At 66.7% G+C, this 21,613-nt stretch carries 20 protein-coding genes; 7 read left to right on the top strand and 13 right to left on the bottom strand.

Features of this window, described 5'->3' with window-relative positions; genetic code table 11:
- Positions 1-216 precede the first annotated feature (216 nt).
- Together AC069I_RS17245 and AC069I_RS17240 are read left to right on the top strand one after the other, a co-directional pair.
- Positions 217-1,413, top strand: a complete 1,197-nt coding sequence (locus AC069I_RS17245; RefSeq protein WP_478230554.1) for a cytochrome P450 — start codon at positions 217-219, stop codon at positions 1,411-1,413.
- A gap of 31 nt (positions 1,414-1,444) precedes the next feature.
- Positions 1,445-2,242, top strand: a complete 798-nt coding sequence (locus AC069I_RS17240; RefSeq protein WP_478230553.1) for an SDR family NAD(P)-dependent oxidoreductase — start codon at positions 1,445-1,447, stop codon at positions 2,240-2,242.
- Between the two features lie 45 nt (positions 2,243-2,287).
- On the opposite strand, the gene AC069I_RS17235 is transcribed toward AC069I_RS17240, so the two are convergent.
- From AC069I_RS17235 to AC069I_RS17215, 5 genes are all read right to left on the bottom strand, one after another.
- Positions 2,288-3,424, bottom strand: coding sequence for a nucleotide disphospho-sugar-binding domain-containing protein (locus AC069I_RS17235; RefSeq protein WP_478265811.1), 1,137 nt, complete (start codon positions 3,422-3,424; stop codon positions 2,288-2,290).
- A gap of 4 nt (positions 3,425-3,428) precedes the next feature.
- Positions 3,429-4,493, bottom strand: a complete 1,065-nt coding sequence (locus AC069I_RS17230) for a methyltransferase (RefSeq protein WP_478230551.1) — start codon at positions 4,491-4,493, stop codon at positions 3,429-3,431.
- Between the two features lie 5 nt (positions 4,494-4,498).
- On the bottom strand, positions 4,499-5,986 hold the full coding sequence (locus AC069I_RS17225) for an MFS transporter (protein ID WP_478265810.1): 1,488 nt from the start codon (positions 5,984-5,986) through the stop codon (positions 4,499-4,501).
- A 90-nt stretch (positions 5,987-6,076) separates the two neighbouring features.
- Positions 6,077-6,727, bottom strand: a complete 651-nt coding sequence (locus AC069I_RS17220; protein WP_340682671.1) for a response regulator transcription factor — start codon at positions 6,725-6,727, stop codon at positions 6,077-6,079.
- Positions 6,724-7,848, bottom strand: coding sequence for a sensor histidine kinase (locus AC069I_RS17215; RefSeq protein WP_478230549.1), 1,125 nt, complete (start codon positions 7,846-7,848; stop codon positions 6,724-6,726). Before AC069I_RS17215 ends, AC069I_RS17220 begins: the two co-directional genes overlap by 4 nt.
- 235 nt (positions 7,849-8,083) lie before the next feature.
- On the opposite strand from AC069I_RS17215, the gene AC069I_RS17210 reads away from it, so the two are divergent.
- From AC069I_RS17210 to AC069I_RS17190, 5 genes are all read left to right on the top strand, one after another.
- The gene (locus AC069I_RS17210) at positions 8,084-9,316 is read left to right on the top strand and encodes a glycosyltransferase 87 family protein (RefSeq protein ID WP_478265809.1); all 1,233 of its coding nucleotides are present in this window, start codon (positions 8,084-8,086) and stop codon (positions 9,314-9,316) included.
- A 149-nt stretch (positions 9,317-9,465) separates the two neighbouring features.
- Positions 9,466-10,458, top strand: a complete 993-nt coding sequence (locus AC069I_RS17205) for a hypothetical protein (protein WP_478230547.1) — start codon at positions 9,466-9,468, stop codon at positions 10,456-10,458.
- Positions 10,458-11,246, top strand: a complete 789-nt coding sequence (locus AC069I_RS17200) for an ABC transporter ATP-binding protein (protein ID WP_478230546.1) — start codon at positions 10,458-10,460, stop codon at positions 11,244-11,246. The genes AC069I_RS17205 and AC069I_RS17200 overlap by 1 nt, the downstream gene beginning before the upstream one ends.
- Before the next feature lie 2 nt (positions 11,247-11,248).
- On the top strand, positions 11,249-13,774 hold the full coding sequence (locus AC069I_RS17195) for an FtsX-like permease family protein (RefSeq protein WP_478265808.1): 2,526 nt from the start codon (positions 11,249-11,251) through the stop codon (positions 13,772-13,774).
- A 151-nt stretch (positions 13,775-13,925) separates the two neighbouring features.
- Complete coding sequence (locus AC069I_RS17190; protein WP_478265807.1) at positions 13,926-14,075, top strand: 4Fe-4S dicluster domain-containing protein; 150 nt, start codon at positions 13,926-13,928, stop codon at positions 14,073-14,075.
- Between the two features lie 51 nt (positions 14,076-14,126).
- Here AC069I_RS17190 and AC069I_RS17185 read toward each other — a convergent pair whose 3' ends face one another.
- The 8 genes from AC069I_RS17185 to accD form a co-directional block, all read right to left on the bottom strand.
- The gene (locus AC069I_RS17185; RefSeq protein ID WP_478230543.1) at positions 14,127-14,444 is read right to left on the bottom strand and encodes a hypothetical protein; all 318 of its coding nucleotides are present in this window, start codon (positions 14,442-14,444) and stop codon (positions 14,127-14,129) included.
- Positions 14,445-14,693: 249 nt separating this feature from the next.
- Positions 14,694-15,896, bottom strand: coding sequence for a cytochrome P450 (locus AC069I_RS17180; protein ID WP_478265806.1), 1,203 nt, complete (start codon positions 15,894-15,896; stop codon positions 14,694-14,696).
- A 23-nt stretch (positions 15,897-15,919) separates the two neighbouring features.
- Complete coding sequence (locus AC069I_RS17175) at positions 15,920-16,945, bottom strand: LLM class flavin-dependent oxidoreductase (protein ID WP_478230541.1); 1,026 nt, start codon at positions 16,943-16,945, stop codon at positions 15,920-15,922.
- Positions 16,946-16,973: 28 nt separating this feature from the next.
- Positions 16,974-17,438 carry an anthrone oxygenase family protein gene (locus tag AC069I_RS17170; RefSeq protein WP_478230540.1) on the bottom strand — a complete coding sequence of 155 codons (465 nt, stop codon included), beginning with the start codon at positions 17,436-17,438 and terminating at the stop codon, positions 16,974-16,976.
- Positions 17,438-17,815, bottom strand: a complete 378-nt coding sequence (locus AC069I_RS17165) for a SchA/CurD-like domain-containing protein (protein WP_478230539.1) — start codon at positions 17,813-17,815, stop codon at positions 17,438-17,440. Before AC069I_RS17165 ends, AC069I_RS17170 begins: the two co-directional genes overlap by 1 nt.
- Positions 17,816-17,836: 21 nt before the next feature.
- On the bottom strand, positions 17,837-19,246 hold the full coding sequence (locus AC069I_RS17160; RefSeq protein WP_478232531.1) for an acetyl-CoA carboxylase biotin carboxylase subunit: 1,410 nt from the start codon (positions 19,244-19,246) through the stop codon (positions 17,837-17,839).
- On the bottom strand, positions 19,243-19,767 hold the full coding sequence (locus AC069I_RS17155) for an acetyl-CoA carboxylase biotin carboxyl carrier protein (protein ID WP_478230537.1): 525 nt from the start codon (positions 19,765-19,767) through the stop codon (positions 19,243-19,245). Before AC069I_RS17155 ends, AC069I_RS17160 begins: the two co-directional genes overlap by 4 nt.
- Positions 19,764-21,479, bottom strand: coding sequence for an acetyl-CoA carboxylase, carboxyltransferase subunit beta (accD, locus tag AC069I_RS17150; protein WP_478230536.1), 1,716 nt, complete (start codon positions 21,477-21,479; stop codon positions 19,764-19,766). The genes AC069I_RS17155 and accD overlap by 4 nt, the downstream gene beginning before the upstream one ends.
- Positions 21,480-21,613 lie beyond the last annotated feature (134 nt).

The raw sequence follows: 21,613 nt of genomic DNA, 5'->3' as shown, positions 1-21,613 counted from the left end.
ATCCCTGTCTGCTGAGGACCTTTGACATCGAATGCCTCCGTCCGTCGATCCGGTGCGGCCTCGGAACGAAGGTTCGCGGTCCGTGCTCCAAACGCGCTGGTGCGCCGTTGAACCCCGACCGATCGGTCATGCCCAGCGAGTTTCCATCGGCGCTACAACGCATGCGCGCACCGTGGTGCTTCGCCGTCTGTCGCGGATCCCGATGAGGAGAACGCCATGCCTGCCGAGCCAGCACCGTCCTTTCCGTTCCGTGCGGACGATCCGGTACTTCCACCGGCCGAGTACCGGAAACTCCAGGTCGAACGGCCGGTCTGCCGGGTGACGCTGCCGACCGGTGACCTCGCCTGGCTGTTGCTCCGCCACGAAGACGTGCGAGACGTCCTCGCTGACACCAGGTTCAGCCGGGAGGCGATCACCGCACCCGGCGCACCACGGATCCTGCCGATCGCTCGCGGTTCACGGTCGATCTTCGTGATGGATCCGCCGGAGCACAGCAGGCTGCGCAAACTGGTTTCGAAGGCGTTCAGCCCCCGGCGGATCGAAGCGCTGCGCCCTCGGATCGAGGATCTCACGCGCGGATGTCTCGACACGATGGCCGAATCGGGGCCGCCTGCCGACCTGATCACCTGCCTCGCCCAGCCGCTCCCGATCACGGTGATCTGCGAAATGCTGGGGGTCCCCTTGGCCGACGTCGACCAGTTCCGGGCGTGGACCGACATCATGCTCGGCTTCACACCCGATCGGCAGGCCGAAGTACTGGCCGCGAAAGACAGTCTCTCCGCATACTTGACGGAGCTGATCAAGGACAAACGGCGGACCCCGACCGATGACCTCCTGATGGTGCTGATCTCCGCGCAAGACGAGGGAGATCGGCTCAGCGAGGAAGAACTGGTGGCGTTCGGCTACACGCTGCTCGGCGCCGGGTACCACGCGACGACCGCGAGCATCGTGCATGCCTTGTTGACCTTGTTGCGGAATCCGGCGCGGCTCGACGATCTGCGCCGCGATCGCGGCCTTCTTCCCGGTGCGGTGGAAGAGTTGCTACGCCTTTCCCAGGCAGGCGGCGGCATCGGAGCGCTGCGGATCGCAACGGAGGACGTGAAGATCGGTGACGTGGTGATCCGGGCGGGGGAAGCCGTCCTGCCCTCGATCAACGCCGCGAACCGCGACGACTCGGTATTCCCCGAACCCGACGAGGTGCGGCTGTCCCGCCCCCGAAACCCCCATGTCGCCTTCGGACACGGCATTCACCATTGTCTCGGCGCCCAGCTGGGCAGGATCGAACTGGAGGTCGCACTCGGTTCGCTGCTGGCGCGTTTCCCGGACCTTCGCCTCGCGGTCGCGGAAGACGAACTCGACTGGAGCGTCGGGCTGGCGTTCAGCAGGCCGGACGAGCTCCCGCTCGCCTGGTGAAGTCCACAACAGACGGTAAGGGGGAGCACGAATGGATCTCGGGCTCGCAGGCAGGTCGGTCCTCATCACCGGCGGCAGTGGTGGTCTCGGCGGAACGATGGCGCAGGTCTTCGCTGCCGAAGGAGCGCGCGTGGCGCTTACCTATCACCGCAACAAGAATGCCGCGTCAGCGGTTGTCGAGACGGTCGAGAAGGGCGGCGGGCAAGCCTTGGCCTTGCCGTACGACCTCGGTGACGAAGAGTCGATCCGATCGGCGACCGACGCCGTGACCTCCGCCTGGGGCGGTATCGATGTCCTGGTCGTCAACGCGTCGCCGGCTCGAGGGCCGGATGAACACCGCGGCCCTTTCGAGACGGTGCCGGCCGAGCAATGGCGAGCGCAGCTGCGCGAAGAGGTCGAAGGCGCTTTCCATACCGTCCAGGCGGTGCTGCCGGGTATGAAGGCCCGTGGCTGGGGCCGGATCGTGCTGATGTCCGCCAGCATCGTCAACCGCGGGATGCGCGGCGAGGAGGCATACGTGGCGAGTAAAGCGGCATTGCATGGGCTGAACCGGACGTTGGCCACCGAGCTGGTGGGTCACGGCATTCTCAGTAACGCCGTGGCGCCCGGGCCGACCGTGACGGCCAATCTGCTGCCGAAGGTGCCCCCGGAGATCCGGGCCACTTTGGCCGGGCTGAGCCCGGCGGAGATCCAGAGTGTGCTCAACGAGCGGATCCCGCACCTGCGGTTCGGTCTACCCGAGGACGTGGCGAACGTGGTGGCGTTCTTGGGTTCCGACGCGAACCGCCACGTGACCGGCAGTGTGGTCAACGTCGCGGGCGGCCATTGACACCGGAGGCCGTGTGGCGGTGTCGCCGTCACACGGCCTCCGTCGTCATTCACGCTCGGCGGCCAGCTTCTCCAGCACGTGTACCACGTCCGCGGGTGGCGGCCGGAGCCGCGACTCGGTGGCGAGCGCCGCAGCCGATTCACGGTGACCTGACTCCGCGAGCAGCGCGGTGACCGCCTCACGGACCGACTCCGGCTCGGCGTCCTCCTTCGCGATGACCCGCCCGGCGCCGGTAGCGGCCAGTTGCCTCCCGTGCAGCGCGTGGTCGGGCAATTGCGGAATCACCAGCTGGGGTACACCGTGGGTCATCGCGGTGAGCGTCGTCCCGGCGCCGCCGTGATGCAGCACCAGATCGCAGGACGGCAGCACCAGGTCCAGTGGTACTCCGGTCAGGACCCGCACGTCGTCGGGTAGCCCGGTGAGGAGCTCCATGTGCTCCTCGGCGATCGCGACGACGATCTCGGCGTCCAGGACAGCCACGGCTTTCGCCATCCACTCCGCGAGCATTCGCCGCGATTCGAGTTTGGCCATCGTCGTTCCCCACGTCACACAGACCCTCGGTCTCGATCCCCTGTCCGGTATCGAGGACGGAACCGTGCCGGCACCGTTGTACGGGACATAACGGATCTCCTGTGGACGGTATCCGGTGGAGATCTGTAGCCGCGGTGGGCAGGGATCAACGGTCAGCCCGCCGTGGACGTCCACTTCCGGGAGGCCGAGCCGTTCGGCGAGTGGGCCGATCGCGTCCGGCAGGAAGCCGGCCGCCCGCTCCAGAAGATCTACGCCGTAGAGCATGCGCACCGCGGGCACACCGATGGCGGCGGCCGCGAGCGGACCGGCCCAGGTGGTCAGCTCGTAGACGATCACGTCCGGCCGCCATCGTTTGGCTTGCCCGACCAGATCGTCCACCATCGCATCGGCCAGCTCGACCAGCATGTCCAACGCTCGAGGCCTGCCCTGTGGCCGGCCGCCCGGCCGCAGCACGTATTCGCGGACGAATCCCGGCACGTCGACGTCGCGTCCGACCGAAACCGCGTCCAGACCCGCTTGGCGGATCACCGGCATCAAGCCGGGCTGGCTCGCGACTCGCACCTGATGCCCGGCCGCGCGGCAGGCCCAGGCGAGCGGGACCATGGGAAAGAGATGGGACTGCCAAGCCCAGGTGCAGAACAAGATCCGCATTCGCTCACTCCCCGACGATCGCTTCGATCAGGCGAAGCGGCGTTCCGGTCTCGGTGACTCCCCGGTACCGCAGTCCGGCCCGTTCGAACAGCTCGGCGTACTCGTGTGCGGTCCGTTCCCTGCCGTCCATGACCAGCAGCATGTGCAGGTCCATCAGAGCGTCCCAGGGGTTGGCGGGCGGATCGGAGATCAGCTGCTCCAGCAGGATGACCCGGCTGCCCGGTTCGGCTGCCTTCGCCACGTTGCTCAACGCCCGCACACACCTCTCGTCCTCCCACATGTGCAGTACCTGACGGAACAGATAGACGTCGGCCTTCGGCACCGTCACCAGGCAGTCCCCCGCCTCGAGGTCGCATCGGTCCGCGAGCGCGCCGGTACTCAGCACCGGATCCGCGTGCTCGATGGTGTGCGCCCGATCGAAAAGGATTCCGCGCAGGGCGGAGTTCGCCTCCAACAGCGCGCGCAACAACGAGCCGTGTCCGCCACCCACGTCGACCACCGTGTGGGTCTCGGAGAGGTCCAGTGCGCCGACCAGCGCGGGGTGCATGGCGACGGACTGCGCGGCGTAACCGCGCAAAGTGGCCGCGCCTGCCTCGTTGTCATCCTCTGCGAAGTAGCTGAAGAGGTCCTTGCCGTAAGTGGCCCGGAACGCGCATTCGCCGGTGCGAACGCTTTCGTCGAGCTTCGCCCACATCTGCCAGCCCCAGTACGAGCCGGTCAGCATCACGTCCCCGATTCGCACCGGCGCGTCGGAGCGCATGGCCCTGGACGCCTCCGTGTGTTCGTAGCGCCCGGGCCCGAGCTGGCGATAGACACCGTAGGCGGAAAGCGCGCGCATCAGCCTCGACAAGGCGCCCGGATCCGCACCGATCTCGTCCGCCAGCCGATCGACGTGCACCGGCTCGTCGCCGACGAAGTCCGCGATCCGCAGCTTCGCCGCGGCCTGGATCACGCCGCTCGCCCACATGCCCCAGGCCAGCTCCATCACATTCTGGACAGCCGGCGGGCCGAGCACCGGAGCACCGTCGAAGGCTGTCGTCCGCACGGTCTTCAGGTCAACGTCACGCATGATCATCACCTCGGAATCGATCGTCGGATTCCGCCGTCCTTCGCGGACGGCGGACGGTCGTCGGCCGCGGTGGCGGGCACCCCACCCGGCGGGAGCAGGAAACTCATCACGAAACTGGCGAAGAACAACGCCACGCAGACCCAGAGGCAGGCCTCGATCGCCTGCCGGTGATCCCCGGTGCCGGTGAGCGAACCGAAGAAGACCGTGCCGAGCACCGCGATGCTGATCGCCGAACCGACCTGCAGAGCTGTGGTCATCAGCCCGGACGCCGCACCGGCGTCCTGGACGGGGACCTTGCTCAGCACGATGTTCACCAGCGTCGCGCTGACCATGGCCATGCCTGTCCCGAGGACGATCGCGCCAGGCACGAGCGCCCACGGGGTCAACGCCGGCCCCAGGACATGGATCGGGTAGATCACGCCGACCACCCCGGCGATCTTGACCAGTGCCGCGATCGACACCACCCGCCTGCCCAGTCGCGGGGCCAGCCGGATGGACAGCATCGAGCCCGCGATGATGCCCAGCGAGGAGGGGAACAGCGTGAGCCCGGTACGCCAGGACGAATAGCCGAGACCTTGTTGCAGGTAAAGCGAAAACACGAAGGTGTGGCCTGTACCCGCGAAGAAGATCAACGCGAGCGGAAGCCCCGCGCGCAGGCTGCGATGACGTGACATCCGTGCCGGGATGAGCGGTGTCCCCCCGCTGCGTTCACGGAATCGCTGATGCCACAAGAAGAACAGAAAAATCGGCATCACCGCGGCGAACGAAAGAAATGTCCACAGTGGCCACCCGGTCTCGTGACCTTGTACCAGCGGGTACATCACCGCCACCAGTGCCGCCGTCACCAGCAGCACGCCGACCAGGTCCAGTTTCGGTGCCGTGCCGGATCGCGATTCCGGCATGAGCCGCAGCGCGCCGAGCAGGGCGGCGGCCCCCACCGGAAGATTGATCAGGAAGACCGCACGCCAGCCGAGCCCGGCGATATCGGCCTGGATCAACAGGCCACCGAGCACCGGGCCGGTCATCCCGCCCAATGCCAGCGATATCCCGTACATCGCCAAGGCCCGCGGCCGTTCCGGTGAAGGGAACTCGACCTGGATGAAGCTGAGCACCTGCGGGATCATCATCGCGGCCGCGGCCCCTTGCAGGACACGGGAAACAACCAGCATTTCCGGGTTCCTCGCCAGGCCGCACAACACCGAGGTGAGCAGAAAGACAGCCATCCCAGCGACAAAGGTCCGCTTCCGGCCGTAGATGTCCCCGACCCGGCCACCGGTGATCAGCAGGACAGCGAACGCCAGGGTGTAACCGGCGGAGGTCCATTGCAGCGTGGCCGGGCCCGCTCCGAGGTCTTCTTCGAACGCCGGCAAGGCGACCGTGACGATGGTCGCGTCGAGCAGATCCATGTAGCAGGCGAGCAACGCGGGAACCAAGGCCGCCCAGCGTCGCGGATGGTGGATCCTAGGGGTGGTACGAAGGTCCAAGGGAGTCATCGGCCGACTTTCCTGAGGCGTCAGCGTGCTGACCGATGCTCAGGGGACGGCCTGGGATCGTGCTGGAACCTCGGTGGACCACCCTCGTCTTCAGCCGGCCAGACCCGCACGGTGTGCGAGGATCGCGGCCTGCACCCGGTTGGTCAGCTTCAGCTTGCTCAGGATGCGGCTGACGTGGGTTTTGACGGTCGCCTCGCTGAGATACAGCCTGTTCGCGACGTCGGCGTTGGCCAGCCCCTCCGCCAGTGCGACGAGAACCTCACGTTCCTTGTCGGTCAGCACGTCCAACTGTTCCAGCGCCTTCGCCTGACGGGACGGCTCACGTTCGGTGAAGGTGTGCAGCAGTCGGCGAGTGATGCTCGGTGCGAGCATGGCATCGCCGGCGGCGACCGCCCGGATCGCGGTGATCATGTCGTCCCCCGCGGAGTCCTTGAGCAGAAAGCCGACGGCGCCGTTGCGGAGTGCGGTCTGCACGTACTCGTCAAGATCGAACGTGGTGAGAACGATGACCCTCGGCGGCCGTGGCAAGGACTGCAGGCGTGCTGTCGCGGCGAGACCGTCGGACTCCGGCATCCGGATGTCGACCAGCGCGACGTCCGGCTGGTGCCGTTCGGCCTCTTCGACGGCCGATATCCCGTCGGACGCCTCGGCCACCACCGACATGTCACCCGCCGCCTCCAGGATGGTGCGCAGCATGGAGCGCACCATCCATTCGTCGTCGACGACCATCACCCGGATCATGAGCCGGTTCCCGTCGATGGAAGCGGAATGACCGCCTCGACCTCGTACCCGCCGTTGAGGGTCGCCCCGCAACTGAGCGTGCCGCCGATCAGCCTGATCCGTTCTTGCAGGCCGATGATCCCGAAGCCCCCACCAGGGAGAGAGTCCGGAGCAGGCGACGATGGCGGTCTCTGATTGGTGATGATCAGCCGGAACTCCTCCGGACCGTGGATCATGCGGATGCGTGTATCGGCGTTTCTCGCATGCTTGTGCACGTTGGTCAGTGCCTCCTGGGCGACACGGTAGCTTGCCTGTTCGACGATCGAAGGCAGGGGGCGAACCTCTCCGACGGTCTCCACGTCGACCTGGACCCCCGCTGCCCGGGACTGGGCGGCGAGCCCGGCGATGTCCTCGATACGGGGCTGGGGCGACAGTGGCGCGTCACCGACCCGCAACACCTCGAGAACCTGGCGGAGTTCGCTGAGCGCGTCCCGGCCGATGGACCGGATCTTCTTGGTCAGCTGGAGCCTTTCCCGATCCCCCGAGACCTCCGCGGTCGCGGCGTGCAACACGATAAGGCTCACCCGGTGCGCGACCACATCGTGCATGTCGCGGGCGATGCGGGTGCGCTCCTCGGCACGAGCCTGTTCGGCGAGCAGATCGCGTTCGCGTTCGAGCCGGGAAGCGCGTTCGAGCAGGTTGCCGACCAGCTTCCGATGGGTGAAGCTCCACAACCCGAGCAGCGTGGGTGCGAGGCACAGCGCCGTACTGATCGGGACACTCGCATCGAAACCGCCAAGGCGCCAGAACGGGAATCCGACCGTCACCAGTGCGATCGCGGTGATGACGGCCATCATTCGTCGTGACGTCTCGAAAGCCGCCAACGCGTACAGGCCGAAGACCACACCGGCGATCGCCGAGAGCATCGTCCAGCTCGCCAGGCTCACGATCACCAGAAAGACCGGCTTGCGCCTGCGCACCATCGCCGCGGCGCCCGTCAGCAGGGCGAGCGGGATCGAGGCGATCAGCCGATTGTCGCTGCCGAGGAGAGGAAACCCGAAGTCGGGGGCGAACTGCTGTGGCCCCGACCAGACGAAGGTGCCGATCACGCACGCCAGTGCCACCGCCGAATCGATGATCACGTGACGTCGTTCCGATGGTTTCCACGCCCACCACCGTGGGGTGGAGCTCGGCGAGGTCATTCTCGAAGTCTAGAGGAATGATCAAGTGGAGCCGGAGCATACTGCCCGCTCTCACCTGATCGGTCGCCCTCTGGAGCCAGCTCCCAGTGTTCCGAGATCCCCCAGGAAGACGCTGCGCTGACCCGGCGGCGGTGCGAAGTATCGATCAGGAGGGGACATGTCCGAGGGAGCGCCAGTGGATCCTGCCGGAACGGCGAGGAATCCCACGCTTTGGCAGGCGGGCGTGGTCATCGCGCTGGCCGCGCTGACGATGACCGCCCTGGCCGTCCCGGTGTTGCGGGGAGCACCGCTCTGGATGGCCGACTTCCAGGTTTATCACGAGGTCGCACGAGCGGTATTCGACGGCGTTCCGCTCTACGAGCTGCAAGTCGATACCGCGGCTTTGACAGGAGTCGCGTTCACCTATCCCCCTTTCGCCGCGGTGATGTTCACACCCTTGTCGTGGCTGCCTGCAGGCTTGGGGGAGGTTCTCTGGACGTACACCTGCTTACTCGGTCTCGGTGTGCTTCTTTGGGTTTCGCTCGGTCTCGCGGGGGTCAAAGCGCGAAATCGACGGCTCCGGCTGGTGGCGCTGGGAATGGTCGTCGCGCCGCTGCTCACGCCGGTTCTGATGAATCTCATGCTGGGACAGGTCAACATCTTCATCGTTCTTCTCGTACTACTCGACTTCTCGCCGCTGATGCCCGCGAGGTGGCGGGGTCTGCTGATCGGAATCGCCGCCGGGGTGAAACTCACCCCTTTGATCTTCGTGGGCTATCTGCTGTGCACCGGACGGCGGATGAGCGCCTTACGCGCCACGGCTGCCTTCGCTGGTACGATCGCCGTCGGATTTCTCGTCCTGCCCCGGGAATCAGGCGCGTACTGGCTACAGGGCCTGATACTGGACACCGGCAGGGTGACCGATATCAGCGCAGTGGTGAATCAGTCGTTGCCCGGCCTTTTCGCGCGGTTGGCCGGTACCACCACGGCACCTGGCTGGTGGTTGCCGGTCTGCCTGGTGGTCGTCCTGCTCGGCCTGCTCGCCGCGAGGTGGGCTCATGGCCTTGGCCACGACCTGGCAGGCGTGCTGGTGGCGGCGTTCACCGGACTGGCGGTCGCGCCGATCTCGTGGCCCCATCACGCGATTTGGATCGTGCCTGTGCTGGCGTGGCTCTCGGTGGTCACCTGGCGTACGAAGTCCACGGTGCCGAAGTTGCTCTTGGCAGCGGCGACCCTCTGGTGGCTGGTGCCCGTTTACTGGCTGTTGGCACCCGACAAGGCCACTCCTGATCTGACCCCCGGTGACCATTTGCTGCTCGCGCTGACGGGCTATCTAGCGGTGACCGCGCTCGCGGTGGCACTGCTGCCTGTATGGCTCCCCCGCGTTCGAACTGCGTCGTCCGACCCAAGGATCAATCGATCGATGTAGGCGACGGCGGTATTCGAACTACTTCCGGCCCATAGGTGAAATCACTTCGTGCGACGCGGACACCGCCGCCCCGCTCCTAGATTCGAATCCACAGGCCAACGGACCACGAGACGACTTACGCCTGGGACGAGAACGGAGAGGTGACCAGCATGGACCCCGCGAACAGGACGAGCGCCGATGTCCCGGCACGGCCGGCGATCGCTCCAAGCGGGCCGGGACTGACCACCCGGCAGACGCGAGCGCAGTGGGCGTTCGCCGTGTTCTCGGTCCTCAACGCCGTGGTGATCTTCCCCGGCGAGAACGCCATCCTCCCGCTCATCCAGAGCCTGGGATTCGCGGGCTATCTCCTCGCCGCCGGGATCACGGCCTATTGCGCACTGCGCTCCAGGACCTCGCGGGCGCGCGGAATCTCTATCGTGTTCCACCTGCTGTTCGTCCCTGTGCAGTTCCTTTTCAGCTTCCCCGGCCCGCTTCCGCTCGCCGGGATGGTGTTCTCCGCGGTGATCCTCGGCCTGCTGCGGCCGACTTTTCCGAGGTTGTCACCCGGAAAACGGAAACTCTGGGTGATGCTGCATGTCGGGCTGTCGGTGAGCTGGCTCGGTATCGCGGTGTCCATGGTGGTTCTCAGCACCGTGGGCTACACCACGGAAAACGCCGGATTGCGCCATGGCGCCTACGAATTGATGCACGTCTTCGATCTGTTCATCGTCATTCCGACGATGATGCTGTCCATCATCACCGGCCTGGTGGTCTCCCTGGGCAGTAAATGGGGCCTCGTCAAACACTGGTGGGTGCTGCTCAAGCTCGTGATCGCGCTGGGCATTCCGGCGGTCGCCATCGTGGAAAGCCAGTGGGTCCAGGAACTCGCCGAACGAACCCTCGACCCGGCCGCCGAACCCGGCGCCACAGGACTGACGCTGATGATCTGCATGATCGTCTTCTCCGCCGCGTTGTGGACGGCGACCTACCTGTCCGTCTTCAAACCCGGCGGCAAGACCCGATGGGGGAAAAAGGACATCGAACGCGAACGCGCCATACGGGCGGGCCGGTCGGCGGCCCCGACCGCAGAACGAGCAGCAGGTCAGCGTGTCGGCGGTCCGGAGTACGACGCTGCCGAGCACTATCGAGGAGGAAAGAACTGATGGGGGAACCGAAACCGCCTGCCGCACGAGCCCGCGCGCTCGTGAAGGTCTACGGCCAGGCGAGCGCGAGCGTGACCGCGCTCGACAACGTGAGCCTGGACATCCAGGCTGGGAGATTCACCGCGATCATGGGGCCCTCGGGCTCTGGCAAGTCCACGTTGATGCATTGCCTCGCCGGCCTGGACACCCCTACCAGCGGCCAGGTCTTCGTGGGCGACACCGAGCTGACCGGTCTCGACGACGATCGGCTCACGGTGCTGCGCCGCACAGAACTGGGGTTTATCTTCCAGGCCTTCAACCTGGTGCCCACCCTGTCGGCGCGCGAGAACATCGTGTTGCCTTTGACGATCGCGGGACGGAAACCGGATCCCGGTCACTTCGCCGATCTCGTCACGGCCTTCGGGCTCGCCGAACGGCTCGATCACCGGCCTGGGCAGCTTTCCGGCGGCCAGCAACAGCGGGTCGCCTGTGCGCGCGCCCTGATCACCCGGCCGAAGGTGATCTTCGCAGACGAACCCACCGGAAATCTGGATTCCCGCAGCAGCGGGCAGATCCTGCGATTCCTGCGGAGCGCGGTCGACGAGTTCGGGCAGACCGTCGTGATGGTCACGCATGATCCGCTTGCCGCCGCCTATGCCGATCTAGTCGTCTTCCTCGCCGACGGTGTGTTGCTGGATCGGCTGGAGGCACCGACGGCCGAGCGTGTCCACGCGCGGATGCTCCAGTTCGATCACGGCGCCGGGGCGGGTGCCGTGTCGTCGGCCGCACGGACCATCAGGGCGTTCTGATCATGTGGCGAACCGTATTGGCGACGTTGCGGGGAAACTGGTCCCGCCTGGTACTCACCTTCATCACCGTGCTCTTGGGTGCGACCTTCGTGTCGGGCGCACTGGTCGTGAGCACGAGCCTGTCCGAGGGGCAGCAACCGTTGAGGGACGGTTTGGACGCCTTGGTCACGCCACTGGGCCGTGGTGTGGGCGAAGACGAGGCGCAGCTCAGCCAAGGTGGGCAGAACCGGGTACTGCTCGACGAGGGCCAGCGCGCGACACTGGCCGGGCTTCCCGGCGTCGCCGCCGCGACCGGGGTCGTGGAGGGTTACGCCGCGGTAGCGGGCGCGGACGGCAAGGTACTGGTGTCCCAAGGCTTCGAAGTCAGGATGACCGGGAGCAACTGGACCGGGACGGACCGGATGTCGCTGGTCACCGGCCGTGCCCCGGCCGGGCCGACCGAGGTGGTTCTCGCGGAGTCCGTCGCCACCGATGGCGGTATCGCCGTCGGTGATACGACGACCGTGCTCTACGGCGGCGGGAAGCTCCAAGCCGCGGTGGTGGGCGTCTACGACTACCAGCCCCATGGCCGGGAAGCCGGCTCCTCCCCCACCGTGGCGTTCGACACCGCGACGGCGCAGCGGTTGTTGCTGCGCCCAGGGAGCTTCACCAGCGTGGAGGTCACCGCGACGCCCGGAACACCGGAAAGCTCGCTGACGATGGCCGTCTCGGCGGCCATGCCCGCCGGTTTCGCCACCGTCGACCGGGCCGAACTCAACGCCACACTGCGCGCGGCGACTTCGGAGATCACCTCGGCGCTGTCCGCCACCGTGCTGGCCTTCACCGGGATCGCACTGGTCGTCGGGATCACGTTGATCGTGAACACCTTCTCGATGCTGGTGGCTCGTCGCGGGCGTGAGCTGGCGCTGCTGCGGGCGGTCGGCGCGACCCGTCGGCAGGTCCGGCGATCGGTGCTCCTGGAAGCCGCCGTGGTGGGAGTACTCGGTTCGATGACCGGCCTGGTCATCGGCAGCCTGCTGGCCCTTCCGGTGGTGACATACGCGGCGGAGCTGAACCCCGCCTTGGACGGCGGCGTGGTGATCGGCCTACCCGCGGTACTGGGGACGCTCCTGGTCGGGACGGGTACCACGGTGGTGGCGGCCTGGCTGCCGGCGCGTCGTGCGGCGTCGGTACCTCCGGTCGCGGCGCTGGGCGGTGAACAGCTCGAGGAGGAAAAAGGCTCTCGGTGGCTGCTGCGGTCCGGGCTCGCGATGGTCAGCCTTTCACTTCTCCTGCTGATCGTCGCCGCGGTCGGCGAGGGCACCGCGAGCCGGGCGTCCGGCATGCTCGGGGCGCTCGGGCTGTTGCTGAGCGCGGTGATCTGTGCCCGCTGGCTGAGCGGACCGGTCATCGGCCTGCTCAGCAAGCCACTGCGACGCGGGACGCTCGGCGGGATGGCGGTCCGCAACACTTTGCGCAGTCCCCGGCGGACGGCCGCGACAGCGACGGCCTTGACGATCGGCGTGGCCATCGCCATCGGCATCACCATCTTCTCCACGACCATCTCGACGATCAGCGAACGCGATCTCGGTGGCGCCTTCGTCGGCAGGACCGTCGTCACCAACGTCGCCGGCGGTCAGATCGGCGAGGACACCCGGCGGCTGGTGGAGGCGGTGCCGTCCGTGACCGCGGTCAGCACGTTGCGCACCGACCAGGTTCTCCTCGACGGCAAGGAAACTCGCGCAGGCAGCACCGACGTCTCCGCGCTCGGTCGCACCGTCGACGTGAAACTCGAGCAAGGCGGCACCGCGGATCTGACGCGGGGTGTGTTCGTCGCCAAGCCGGTCGCCGAAGAGCGGGGCTGGTCGCTGGGACGGCAGGTCACACTGACCTCGCCCGGCGGTGGCAGCACTCCGGTCGAGATCACCGGGATCTTCACCGAAGCGACCGTCCTGGGCCAGGTCGTGTTGCCACCCGCGCTCGCCGACGTGCATTTTCGGCCGGGCGATGGCAACCCCATGGTGGTGGCGACCGCGCCGGGCACCGACGGCGCCGCTGCGGAAGAAGCCTTGCGACAAGCACTCGCCGCCCGCTCCGATCTCGCCGTCATGAGCGCACCGGAGTACGTGCGCAGCCGTATCAGCGAGGTGGACGTGTACCTCGGTGCCGTTACCGGACTGCTGGGACTGTCCGTGTTGATCGCCTTCCTGGGCATCATCAACACCTTGTCGCTCTCGGTACTGGAGCGTGGACGGGAACTGGGCCTGCTCCGCGCGACCGGGATGACCCGGCGGCAGATCCGCGGGCTCATCCGGGTCGAATCCGTGCTGATCGCCGCGCTGGGCGGGTTGATCGGAGTGGTGGTCGGCGTCGTACTCGGCGCGATGATGCAGAACTTCATCTTGTCGCGAGGAGTCTTCGACCTCGTGGTGCCACCTACGATTCTGCTGGCACTGGTCGGGATCTCGCTGGGTGGCTTGCTGGCCGCCGCGTGGCCGGCCCGCCGGGCGGCACGGGTGAACGTGATACGCGCGATCACCGTCGACTGACGGTGCGTCCGGACGAGTTCGCGTCGCGAACCGAAATCAGTTGAGGAGCGGTCCTGTGACCTATGTGATTACCAGTCCGTGCACCGACGTCAAAGACCGGTCGTGCGTGAACGTGTGCCCTGTCGACTGTATCCATGACTCGGGAGCGCAGATGGTGATCGACCCGGTGGAATGCATCGACTGCGGCGCCTGTGTGCCGGAATGCCCAGTGGAGGCGATCTTCTTCGAGGCCGACGTGCCGGACGGCGAGCGGGAATCAGTGGCTCGTGCCGAGTCGTTCTTCGACCAAGGGATCGGATAGCGAAACCGCTTCCGGACGGGCGTTTCGCACGCCCGTCCGGAAGCCGCCGGTTCAATAACGCTCGGCGGTCACCGTCGTCTCCGAGACCCGCACTATCTGCCCATCGGCGTCCACTGCCGTACCGGTTCCATGCGAGGTGAATGTGTCCCCCGACGTAAGCCTTCCTTCGTGGTCCACGTGCACGTCGAAAGCGAACTCGTTGTCGTCGTCGAAGGCCTGCTCGCGGAAGGTGAACCGGAACCCCTCCCTGGTCCGCCTCCATTTTCCGATCCCGGTGGTCTGACTGCCGGTGTTGGTCTGGATGAGCAGCCCTTCGGCGGTGAAGGCGAACAAGCCGCGTTCGTTCCGCGTCCCATCCGCGAAAGTCACTCGTACCGCCCAGGTTCCTTCCGGACTCTGTGGGCGGGTTCTCAGATCAGTGTCGGCTTCCGCCTCTCTCGCCGGCGCCAGAGCCTCTTCCTGAGTGGACATATCCCCTCCGTGATCACTGGTGATAATGGTTCGTGCCCCTGCAAGGCCCAATTTAGCAAGGCGCCGAGGACTCGGGCGCACTTTAAGGATTTTTCAGGAACTCGAACCAACCGCCGGAGGAGTGCGTGATTCATTGACGGTTTCGTGTCACCAACGCACCGGCAAACTCGCCAGCGCACGGGCCGTCAGTCCGGTCTTGAGTTCGACCTCCGCCGGCGCCACCGCCAGCCGGAGGGTGCCCGGAATATTGCGCATAAGTGCGTAAAGAGCCTCTTGCATCTCCAGTCTCGCCAGTTGTGCACCGAGGCAGTGATGGATTCCGTAGCCGAAGGCCATATGCGGATTGTGCGACCGAGTCAAATCGACACGGTCCGGCCGGTCGAATACCTCGGTATCGTGGTTGGCCGAGCCGAGCGCGGCCAGCACGGCGTCTCCGGCGCGGATCGTGACGTTGCCCAGCCGAACGTGCTCGAGTGCCACCCTCAGCTGAGTACCGGTCAGCGCGAAAGTGTTGTGCCGCAGCAGTTCTTCTATGGCGCTCGGAACGAGGTCGGGCTGGGCGTACAGTCGCGCCATCTGCTCGGGCAGGCGGAGCAGAGTGAACAGTGCGGTACTCAACGTGCTCGCGGTACTCATATGGCCGACGGTGATCAAGATCAGCGCGAAGCTGACCAACTCGGTTTCGGACAGCTTGTCCTGCTCGTCGCGAGCGGCGATCAGGACGCTGAGCAGGTCGCCGGCCGGGTGAGCGCGCTTTTCCGCGACCAACTCGACGAGGAACCGCTCGATACTCGCTCGCGCCGCCCTCACCTCGTCGCGCGAGTGCGAGGACAGGCTGAAGATCACGTCAGTCCAGCCGTGCAGCGTCCCGAAATCCGAATAGGGCACACCGAGCAGTTCGAAGATGACTTTGCTCGGCAGCGCGGCGGTGAACTGCCCGAGCAGGTCGGCGGACCGAGGGCCACTCGCCACCTCGATCATCAGGTCGTTCGCAAGTTCTTCGACCCGGGGCCGCAAAGCCTCGATCCGGCGGGTGGTGAAGGCCGGCGCGACCAGCCGGCGCAGCCTGGTGTGATCGGGCGGGTCCATACCGAGGATGGTTTCCGGGCCAGGACTGGTGTTCCCCATCCGCGGGCCACCTGGCAGTTCGGCGGCCGCGCGGCTGAACCTGGCGTCCGCCAGAACCTTGCGGACGTCCGTGTACCGGGTGACCAGCCAGGCCCGGTCCCCGGACGGCAGGGTCACCTCGGTGACCGGTTGCCGCGCGCGTAACCGGGTGAACTCGGCGGGCAGGGTGAACTCGGGTGGCTGCGGGAACGGGAACGTGAGCCCGGTGAGTTCCGTGGACATGGCGCACTCCTTTACGAAGGCGGTCAGGCGAGCCCTGCGCGGTCCAGCGCTTCAGCGGCGACACGCAAGATGGACTGTTGTTCCTCGATCGCGCGCGCGAACGGCGACAAGGCCAGTGTGGTCACTCCCGCCTCGGCGTACGCGGTCATCTTTTCCGCGATCCGTTCGCGGGGCCCGAGCAAGGCCGTCGCGTCGATGAACCCGAATGGCACGGCTGCGGCGGCACCTGCGTGATCACCGGCGCCATACCGATCGTGCACCTCATCGGCCTCGTTCGGGTACCCCATGGTTTTCATCAGGCTGTGGTAGAAGCTGTGTTCCTTGCTACCGAGGCTGACGAACCGTGCGATGTAGTGCCGGACGGCGTCCGCCGCCTCGTCTGGCGACCGGCCGACGACGACGGGTACCGAGGGAGCGACCTCGAATCCCTTGTATCGCAGACCCGCCTTGTCCCGCCCCGATCGGATGTGGGGAAGCGATTCGGTGATCCGGTCCGGCGAGCAGAACACACCGAACCAGCCATCGGCGACCTCGCCCGCCAGTTCGAGGCTGCGCGGTCCGATGGCCGCCAGGTAGATCGGTACGGCCGCAGCGTGCGCCGAGCCGAATTGCTGAAAGGGTTCACCTCGTGCATCCGGAAGCGGCAGTTCGTTGAGTTCGCCTCGATATCGCACGGGCTCGTCGTTCAACGCGAGCCGTACGATCTCGATGTACTCCCTGGTACGGCGGAGCGGGCGATCGAATCGGACACCGTGCCATCCCTCGGAGATATGCGCGTTGGAGATTCCGAGTCCCAGCCGGACACGCCCAGGGGCCAAGGTCTCCAAAGTGGACGCCGTCATCGCGGTCATCACTGCCGAACGCGCGGGAATCTGGAGTACACCGGCTGCGAGACCGATCCGTTCGGTTCGCCCGGCCAGCATCCCGAGCACGCTGATGGCGTCCGTACGGTAGCCCTCGGGAACGAACGCGACGTCGTAGCCGAGCCGTTCCGCGGCCGACGCCACCGCCGGTGCGCCGTTCGGCGCGATGTTCACCCCGAGCTTCATCGGACTTCCTCCAAACGCGTCAGTGTGATCAGGCGATGGTGACAGCGACTGCGGTGCACGCCAGAGCGAGCATCGCCAGCGCGGTGCGCAGGAAATGCCATCGGCGCCACAGGGGTCGCGGATCATGCCAGTCGTCGGGCATCCGATCCGGATCCAGTTCCCTTGTCTGCCGGTTGATCGGCACGTTGCACCAATGGGAGACCACGGACACTCCGAGCAGCGAGACAGCCGCGCCGCCGAATAGGAGAACCGCGGCCGTTCCCGGCATCAATACAGCGAGCACGATTTCGATCAGGGTCGAGCTCAGCACCAGTACGGGCATGGTGGGGTCCCAATTGCGCCCGAGCAGTTTCTGCGCGTAGACGTAGCGGCCGGGCGGCATCGCGATCAACGCGGGCAAGGTACTCAGGGCGACCGCGAACAGCACGCCGGCCACCGTTCCGCTGCCCATCAGGGCAAGCACGCTGAGCAGGTCGGCCACCGTGGCGGTCATCAAGGGACGTCTGGCTTGTCGGCCGAGAGCCGGGAAATGCAGCGCATGGTGCTCCTCTCGAAGGTCTTGGTGAATCCTTCGACCGATCCCGTGTCTCTCGGCCGGGCGAGATAGGGCTTGAGTTTGCGCTCGACCTCGCGCACTCCAGGCTGAGTCGCCATGAATCGCGCGATGTCGGCAAGTTCACCTTCGTATTCGACGAATCGCACCATGATGTCGTTCTCGATGAACACAGCGGTCGACAAGATGCGCCCGACTTCGTTGCCATCGTCGTCGAGCACCACTGGCGAGCCAGTACGTTTGAAGTCGGCGAAGATCTCGGCGATCTGCTCTTCGCAACCGGCCTTGATACCGTATCTGATCGCTGTGATGGGCATTGCGGACTCCTTTGTTCGGGGTCAACTCGCCGACGTGACGGAGACGTCGGCCATTCGTTCCAGCAACGAAGTGTCGTGAGTGCCTTCACGAAAGGACGGGTTCCGGATGATCTCGCGAAGCGCGTCCCTCGTCGTGTGGATACCAGGACCACCGATCCGGAACTCGGCCAGCGCGCGGTCCATCCTGGCGAGCGCCTGTGCCCGATCCGGCGCCCACACGATCACCTTGGCCAGCAGGGAATCGTAGTCCGGCGGAACGCGCCAGCCGGGATAGGCATGTGTGTCGACCCGGACGAACGGGCCGGCGGGCGGGGAGAATTCGACGAGCTTGCCGGGGCAGGGGGCGAAGTTCCGGCTGGGGTCCTCCGCGTTGATCCGGCACTCCACCGCGACGCCACGCGGTTTCACGTCTTCTTGCCGAAGGGAGAGCGGCAGGCCCGCCGCGACCAGGATTTGTTCGCGGACGAGATCAATACCGGTCACCATTTCGGTCACCGGATGCTCGACCTGTATACGCGAGTTGACCTCCATGAAGGCCGCCTCTTCACCGGAGACGAGGAACTCGAAGGTGCCCGCGCCGGTGTAGCCGACCGCTCGCGCCCCTCGGGCCGTGGCTTCGGCGAGTATTCCGGACAGCCCTGCGGCCAAGCCGGGTGCGGGGCTCTCTTCGACGAGCTTCTGGTGACGCCGCTGCACCGAGCAGTCCCGCTCGCCGAGGCAAACGACGTTGCCGTGCTCGTCGGCGAGCAGCTGGATCTCGACATGCCTGGCGTTTTCCCAGAAACGTTCCAGGTACACCCGCTCGTCGCCGAACACCGCCCGTGCGGTCGCCCTGGTCGACCGATAGGTCGGCAGCAACTCCGCCCACTCTCGGACGATCGCCATTCCCCGGCCGCCCCCGCCCGCCGATGCTTTGATGATCAACGGCAGGCCGATTCGCCGTGCCTCGGCGAGAACCTCGGCCGACCCGTTCACCGGCTTCGTCGTCCCGGGAAGCAGCGGCAGGCCGGCCTCGCTCATCAGGCGCCTGGCCAAGGACTTGTCCCCCAGCCGGGCCATTACTTCGGGCCGCGGGCCGACGAAGGCGAGCCCGTTACTCACACAGATCTCCGCGAAATCCGGGTCCTCGGACAGAAAACCGTAACCGGGATGAACCGCTTCCGCCCCGGTCCGCAACGCGACCTCGATGAGCGCGGGTGGATACAGATAGCTCTGTTTGGCCGCACCCGGGCCGATCTGGACCGCCTCGTCGGCGGCGAGCACGGCGGCCGACTCCTTGTCGACCGTGGAGTGCGCGACCACCGTGCGGATGCCCATCTCGCGGCAGGTCCGAACCACCCGGAGAGCGATTTCGCCCCGATTGGCCACCAAAAGGGTCTTGAAGACGGGTTCGGTACGCCGATTCCCGATCGGCCGCGGCAGCGAGCTCATTCCGGCACCTCGGGTTCGATGGCGATCAGTGCTTGGTCGTACTCGACCGGCTCGGCGTCGGCGACGAGGATCCGCGTCACCCGCCCCGCTCGGTCCGCGACGATCGGGTTCATCAGCTTCATCGCCTCCACGATCGCCACCTGCCGACCGCGTTCGACCACGTCACCGACGGCCACGAACGGCTTCGCACCGGGTTCCGGCGCGAGGTAGCAGGTGCCGACCACCGGCGTGCGTATCGTCGGAGTTTCGGTCGCAGGTGACGCCGCGGCGGGCTTCGCCGGCTCCACGTCGGAAGGTGGTCGCCCGCCTTCGACGACCGGCCATTCCACATCGATGGTCGCGCTGCCCAGCCGCACCCTCGCGCGCTTCGGCACCCGCTCGGTCGAGGTGACGACCTCGGCCAGGCTGCGGCAGAGGATCTCCATCGCGTCCTCGGCGCCGAGCTTGAGCATTTCGGTCTCGAACCCCAGCACATCCGACAGATCCCGGCTCGCAGTGAACTCGGGATGCCTTTCGATCATTTCACCGTCTCCCTGGTCTTCGGGCGGACCTCGGCCGAGCCGAATCGCCGGAACCTTGCACGCCTCGCCGCCACCAGAGCGTCGCTGTCCCGCCCGTGCAGTTCACGCAGCGCGCAGACCACTGCGTCACGTACGAGCGCGCTGGCAGCCGCCGGATCCCGGTGCGCGCCACCCGGCGGCTCGGGCACCACTCCGTCCACCACCCCCAGGGACAGCAGCGACTTCGCCCCCACCTGCAGCGCCTCGGCGGCGGCGGACACGGCAGGCGTGGCAGAGCTGCGCCAGAGGATGGCGGCACACCCCTCTGGACTGATGACCGAGTACGTGGCGTTCTCGCACAACAGGACGCGGTCCGCGACGGCCAGCGCCAGCGCGCCGCCGCTGCCGCCCTCCCCGGTGATCACGGTGACCACCGGCACCGGGAGCCCGCCCATGACCCGCAGGCATTCGGCGATCGCGTTCGACTGCCCGGTCCGCTCTGCCTCCGGCCCCGGATGTGCGCCAGGGGTGTCGACCAGGGTGACCACCGGTATCCCCAGTTTGGCGGCCAGCCGCATCAAGCGGATCGCCTTGCGGTAGCCGGCCGGGGACGGCATCCCGAAATCTCGCCGCACGAGTTCTTCGGTGGTGCGGCCTTTCTGGTGACCGATCACCATCACCGGCAGGCCGTTGAGCTCGGCCGGCCCGCCCACGATCGCCGGGCTGTCGTGCCCGGCGCGATCCCCGTGCAGTTCGACGAAACCGTCGGTCCAGTTCGCGAGATGATCGAGTGTGGTCGGTCTGCCGAGGACGCGGGCACGCCGGACCACCTCGTCGATGGCCGGAGAAGACAGGGTTTCCGGGTCTCGCAGCACAGGGTCCGGTACACCGTCACTCCAGCCGTCCGCAGGCGGCGCCGCCGCGCCCACCAGGACCGCCAACAGCTGCGGCAGTTCCTTCCGAGGCGAGACGCCGTCGATCAGACCATGCTCGAACAGGAACTCGGCGGTCTGGAACGACTCGGGCAGGCTCTCCCGGATGGTCTGCTCGATGACCCTGCGCCCGGCGAACCCCATCCTCGCGCCTGGTTCGGCGACGATCACATCCGACAAGGTCGCGAACGACGCCGCCACCCCGCCGAAGGTCGGGTCGGTGACAAGGGTGAGGGTCAACAGGCCCGCTTCGTCGAGGGCGGCCATGGCGTTGCTGGTTCTCGCCATCTGCATCAGGGAGAGAGCCCCCTCCTGCATTCGTGCCCCGCCTGACGCGGTGATCACGAGCAGCGGCATCCTGCCTGCCAGCGCGGTTTCCGCGGCGGTCACGATCGCCTCTCCCGCGGCCGAGCCGAGACTGCCGCCGAGGAACCGGAAGTCCATCGCCGCCACGACGAGCGGGCGACCGCTCAACGTCGCCGACACCACCTGGACCGCGTCCTCCAGACCGGTTTCCCGCCGGGCACGGTCCAGCCGTTCGGTGTAGGGCACCAGGTCTGTGAAAGCCAGGGGATCGTGAACCGCCGCCGCAGGTTTCACCGGCCTCGCCGATCCTGGATCCAGTAACGAATCGAGCCGATCACGCACGGTCAGCCTGCTGTGCCAGCCGCAGCCGGGACAGACCTTGGCCGACCGCGCGAAGCGCTTGCCGTACAACAGCATCCGACACCGTGCGCAGGACACCCACTCGGGTTCCGGCTCCCGCTGTACGCTGTCGGCGGCATCCATGGTGGCCGTCATGAGGTCCTTCCCTCCCTTGAGACCCGGGCCGATGACGGTTGATCGCGGTCATCGGACGGGAGTACGAGTCCGCCCATGCAGCCGCCAAGGGTCCCCAGCGACCACACCAACATCCCGCCTGCCCTGCTCCACGC

This window comes from Amycolatopsis sp. NPDC043885, assembly GCF_056435685.1.
The sequence above is the reverse complement of the archived record's forward strand: the minus strand, read 5'-3'. Positions and strand labels throughout refer to the sequence as shown.

What these genes read in the sequence shown, in the direction of transcription:
- AC069I_RS17240 (WP_478230553.1), top strand. Translation starts at nt 1,445, where the DNA reads ATGGATCTCGGGCTCGCAGGCAGGTCGGTCCTCATCACCGGCGGCAGT.
- AC069I_RS17155 (WP_478230537.1), bottom strand. Translation starts at nt 19,767, where the DNA reads ATGATCGAAAGGCATCCCGAGTTCACTGCGAGCCGGGATCTGTCGGAT.
- AC069I_RS17205 (WP_478230547.1), top strand. Translation starts at nt 9,466, where the DNA reads ATGGACCCCGCGAACAGGACGAGCGCCGATGTCCCGGCACGGCCGGCG.
- AC069I_RS17225 (WP_478265810.1), bottom strand. Translation starts at nt 5,986, where the DNA reads ATGACTCCCTTGGACCTTCGTACCACCCCTAGGATCCACCATCCGCGA.
- AC069I_RS17160 (WP_478232531.1), bottom strand. Translation starts at nt 19,246, where the DNA reads ATGAGCTCGCTGCCGCGGCCGATCGGGAATCGGCGTACCGAACCCGTC.
- AC069I_RS17165 (WP_478230539.1), bottom strand. Translation starts at nt 17,815, where the DNA reads ATGCCCATCACAGCGATCAGATACGGTATCAAGGCCGGTTGCGAAGAG.
- AC069I_RS17180 (WP_478265806.1), bottom strand. Translation starts at nt 15,896, where the DNA reads ATGTCCACGGAACTCACCGGGCTCACGTTCCCGTTCCCGCAGCCACCC.
- accD (WP_478230536.1), bottom strand. Translation starts at nt 21,479, where the DNA reads ATGACGGCCACCATGGATGCCGCCGACAGCGTACAGCGGGAGCCGGAA.
- AC069I_RS17245 (WP_478230554.1), top strand. Translation starts at nt 217, where the DNA reads ATGCCTGCCGAGCCAGCACCGTCCTTTCCGTTCCGTGCGGACGATCCG.
- AC069I_RS17235 (WP_478265811.1), bottom strand. Translation starts at nt 3,424, where the DNA reads ATGCGGATCTTGTTCTGCACCTGGGCTTGGCAGTCCCATCTCTTTCCC.
- AC069I_RS17220 (WP_340682671.1), bottom strand. Translation starts at nt 6,727, where the DNA reads ATGATCCGGGTGATGGTCGTCGACGACGAATGGATGGTGCGCTCCATG.
- AC069I_RS17230 (WP_478230551.1), bottom strand. Translation starts at nt 4,493, where the DNA reads ATGCGTGACGTTGACCTGAAGACCGTGCGGACGACAGCCTTCGACGGT.
- AC069I_RS17190 (WP_478265807.1), top strand. Translation starts at nt 13,926, where the DNA reads ATGGTGATCGACCCGGTGGAATGCATCGACTGCGGCGCCTGTGTGCCG.
- AC069I_RS17175 (WP_478230541.1), bottom strand. Translation starts at nt 16,945, where the DNA reads ATGAAGCTCGGGGTGAACATCGCGCCGAACGGCGCACCGGCGGTGGCG.
- AC069I_RS17170 (WP_478230540.1), bottom strand. Translation starts at nt 17,438, where the DNA reads ATGACCGCCACGGTGGCCGACCTGCTCAGCGTGCTTGCCCTGATGGGC.
- AC069I_RS17195 (WP_478265808.1), top strand. Translation starts at nt 11,249, where the DNA reads ATGTGGCGAACCGTATTGGCGACGTTGCGGGGAAACTGGTCCCGCCTG.
- AC069I_RS17200 (WP_478230546.1), top strand. Translation starts at nt 10,458, where the DNA reads ATGGGGGAACCGAAACCGCCTGCCGCACGAGCCCGCGCGCTCGTGAAG.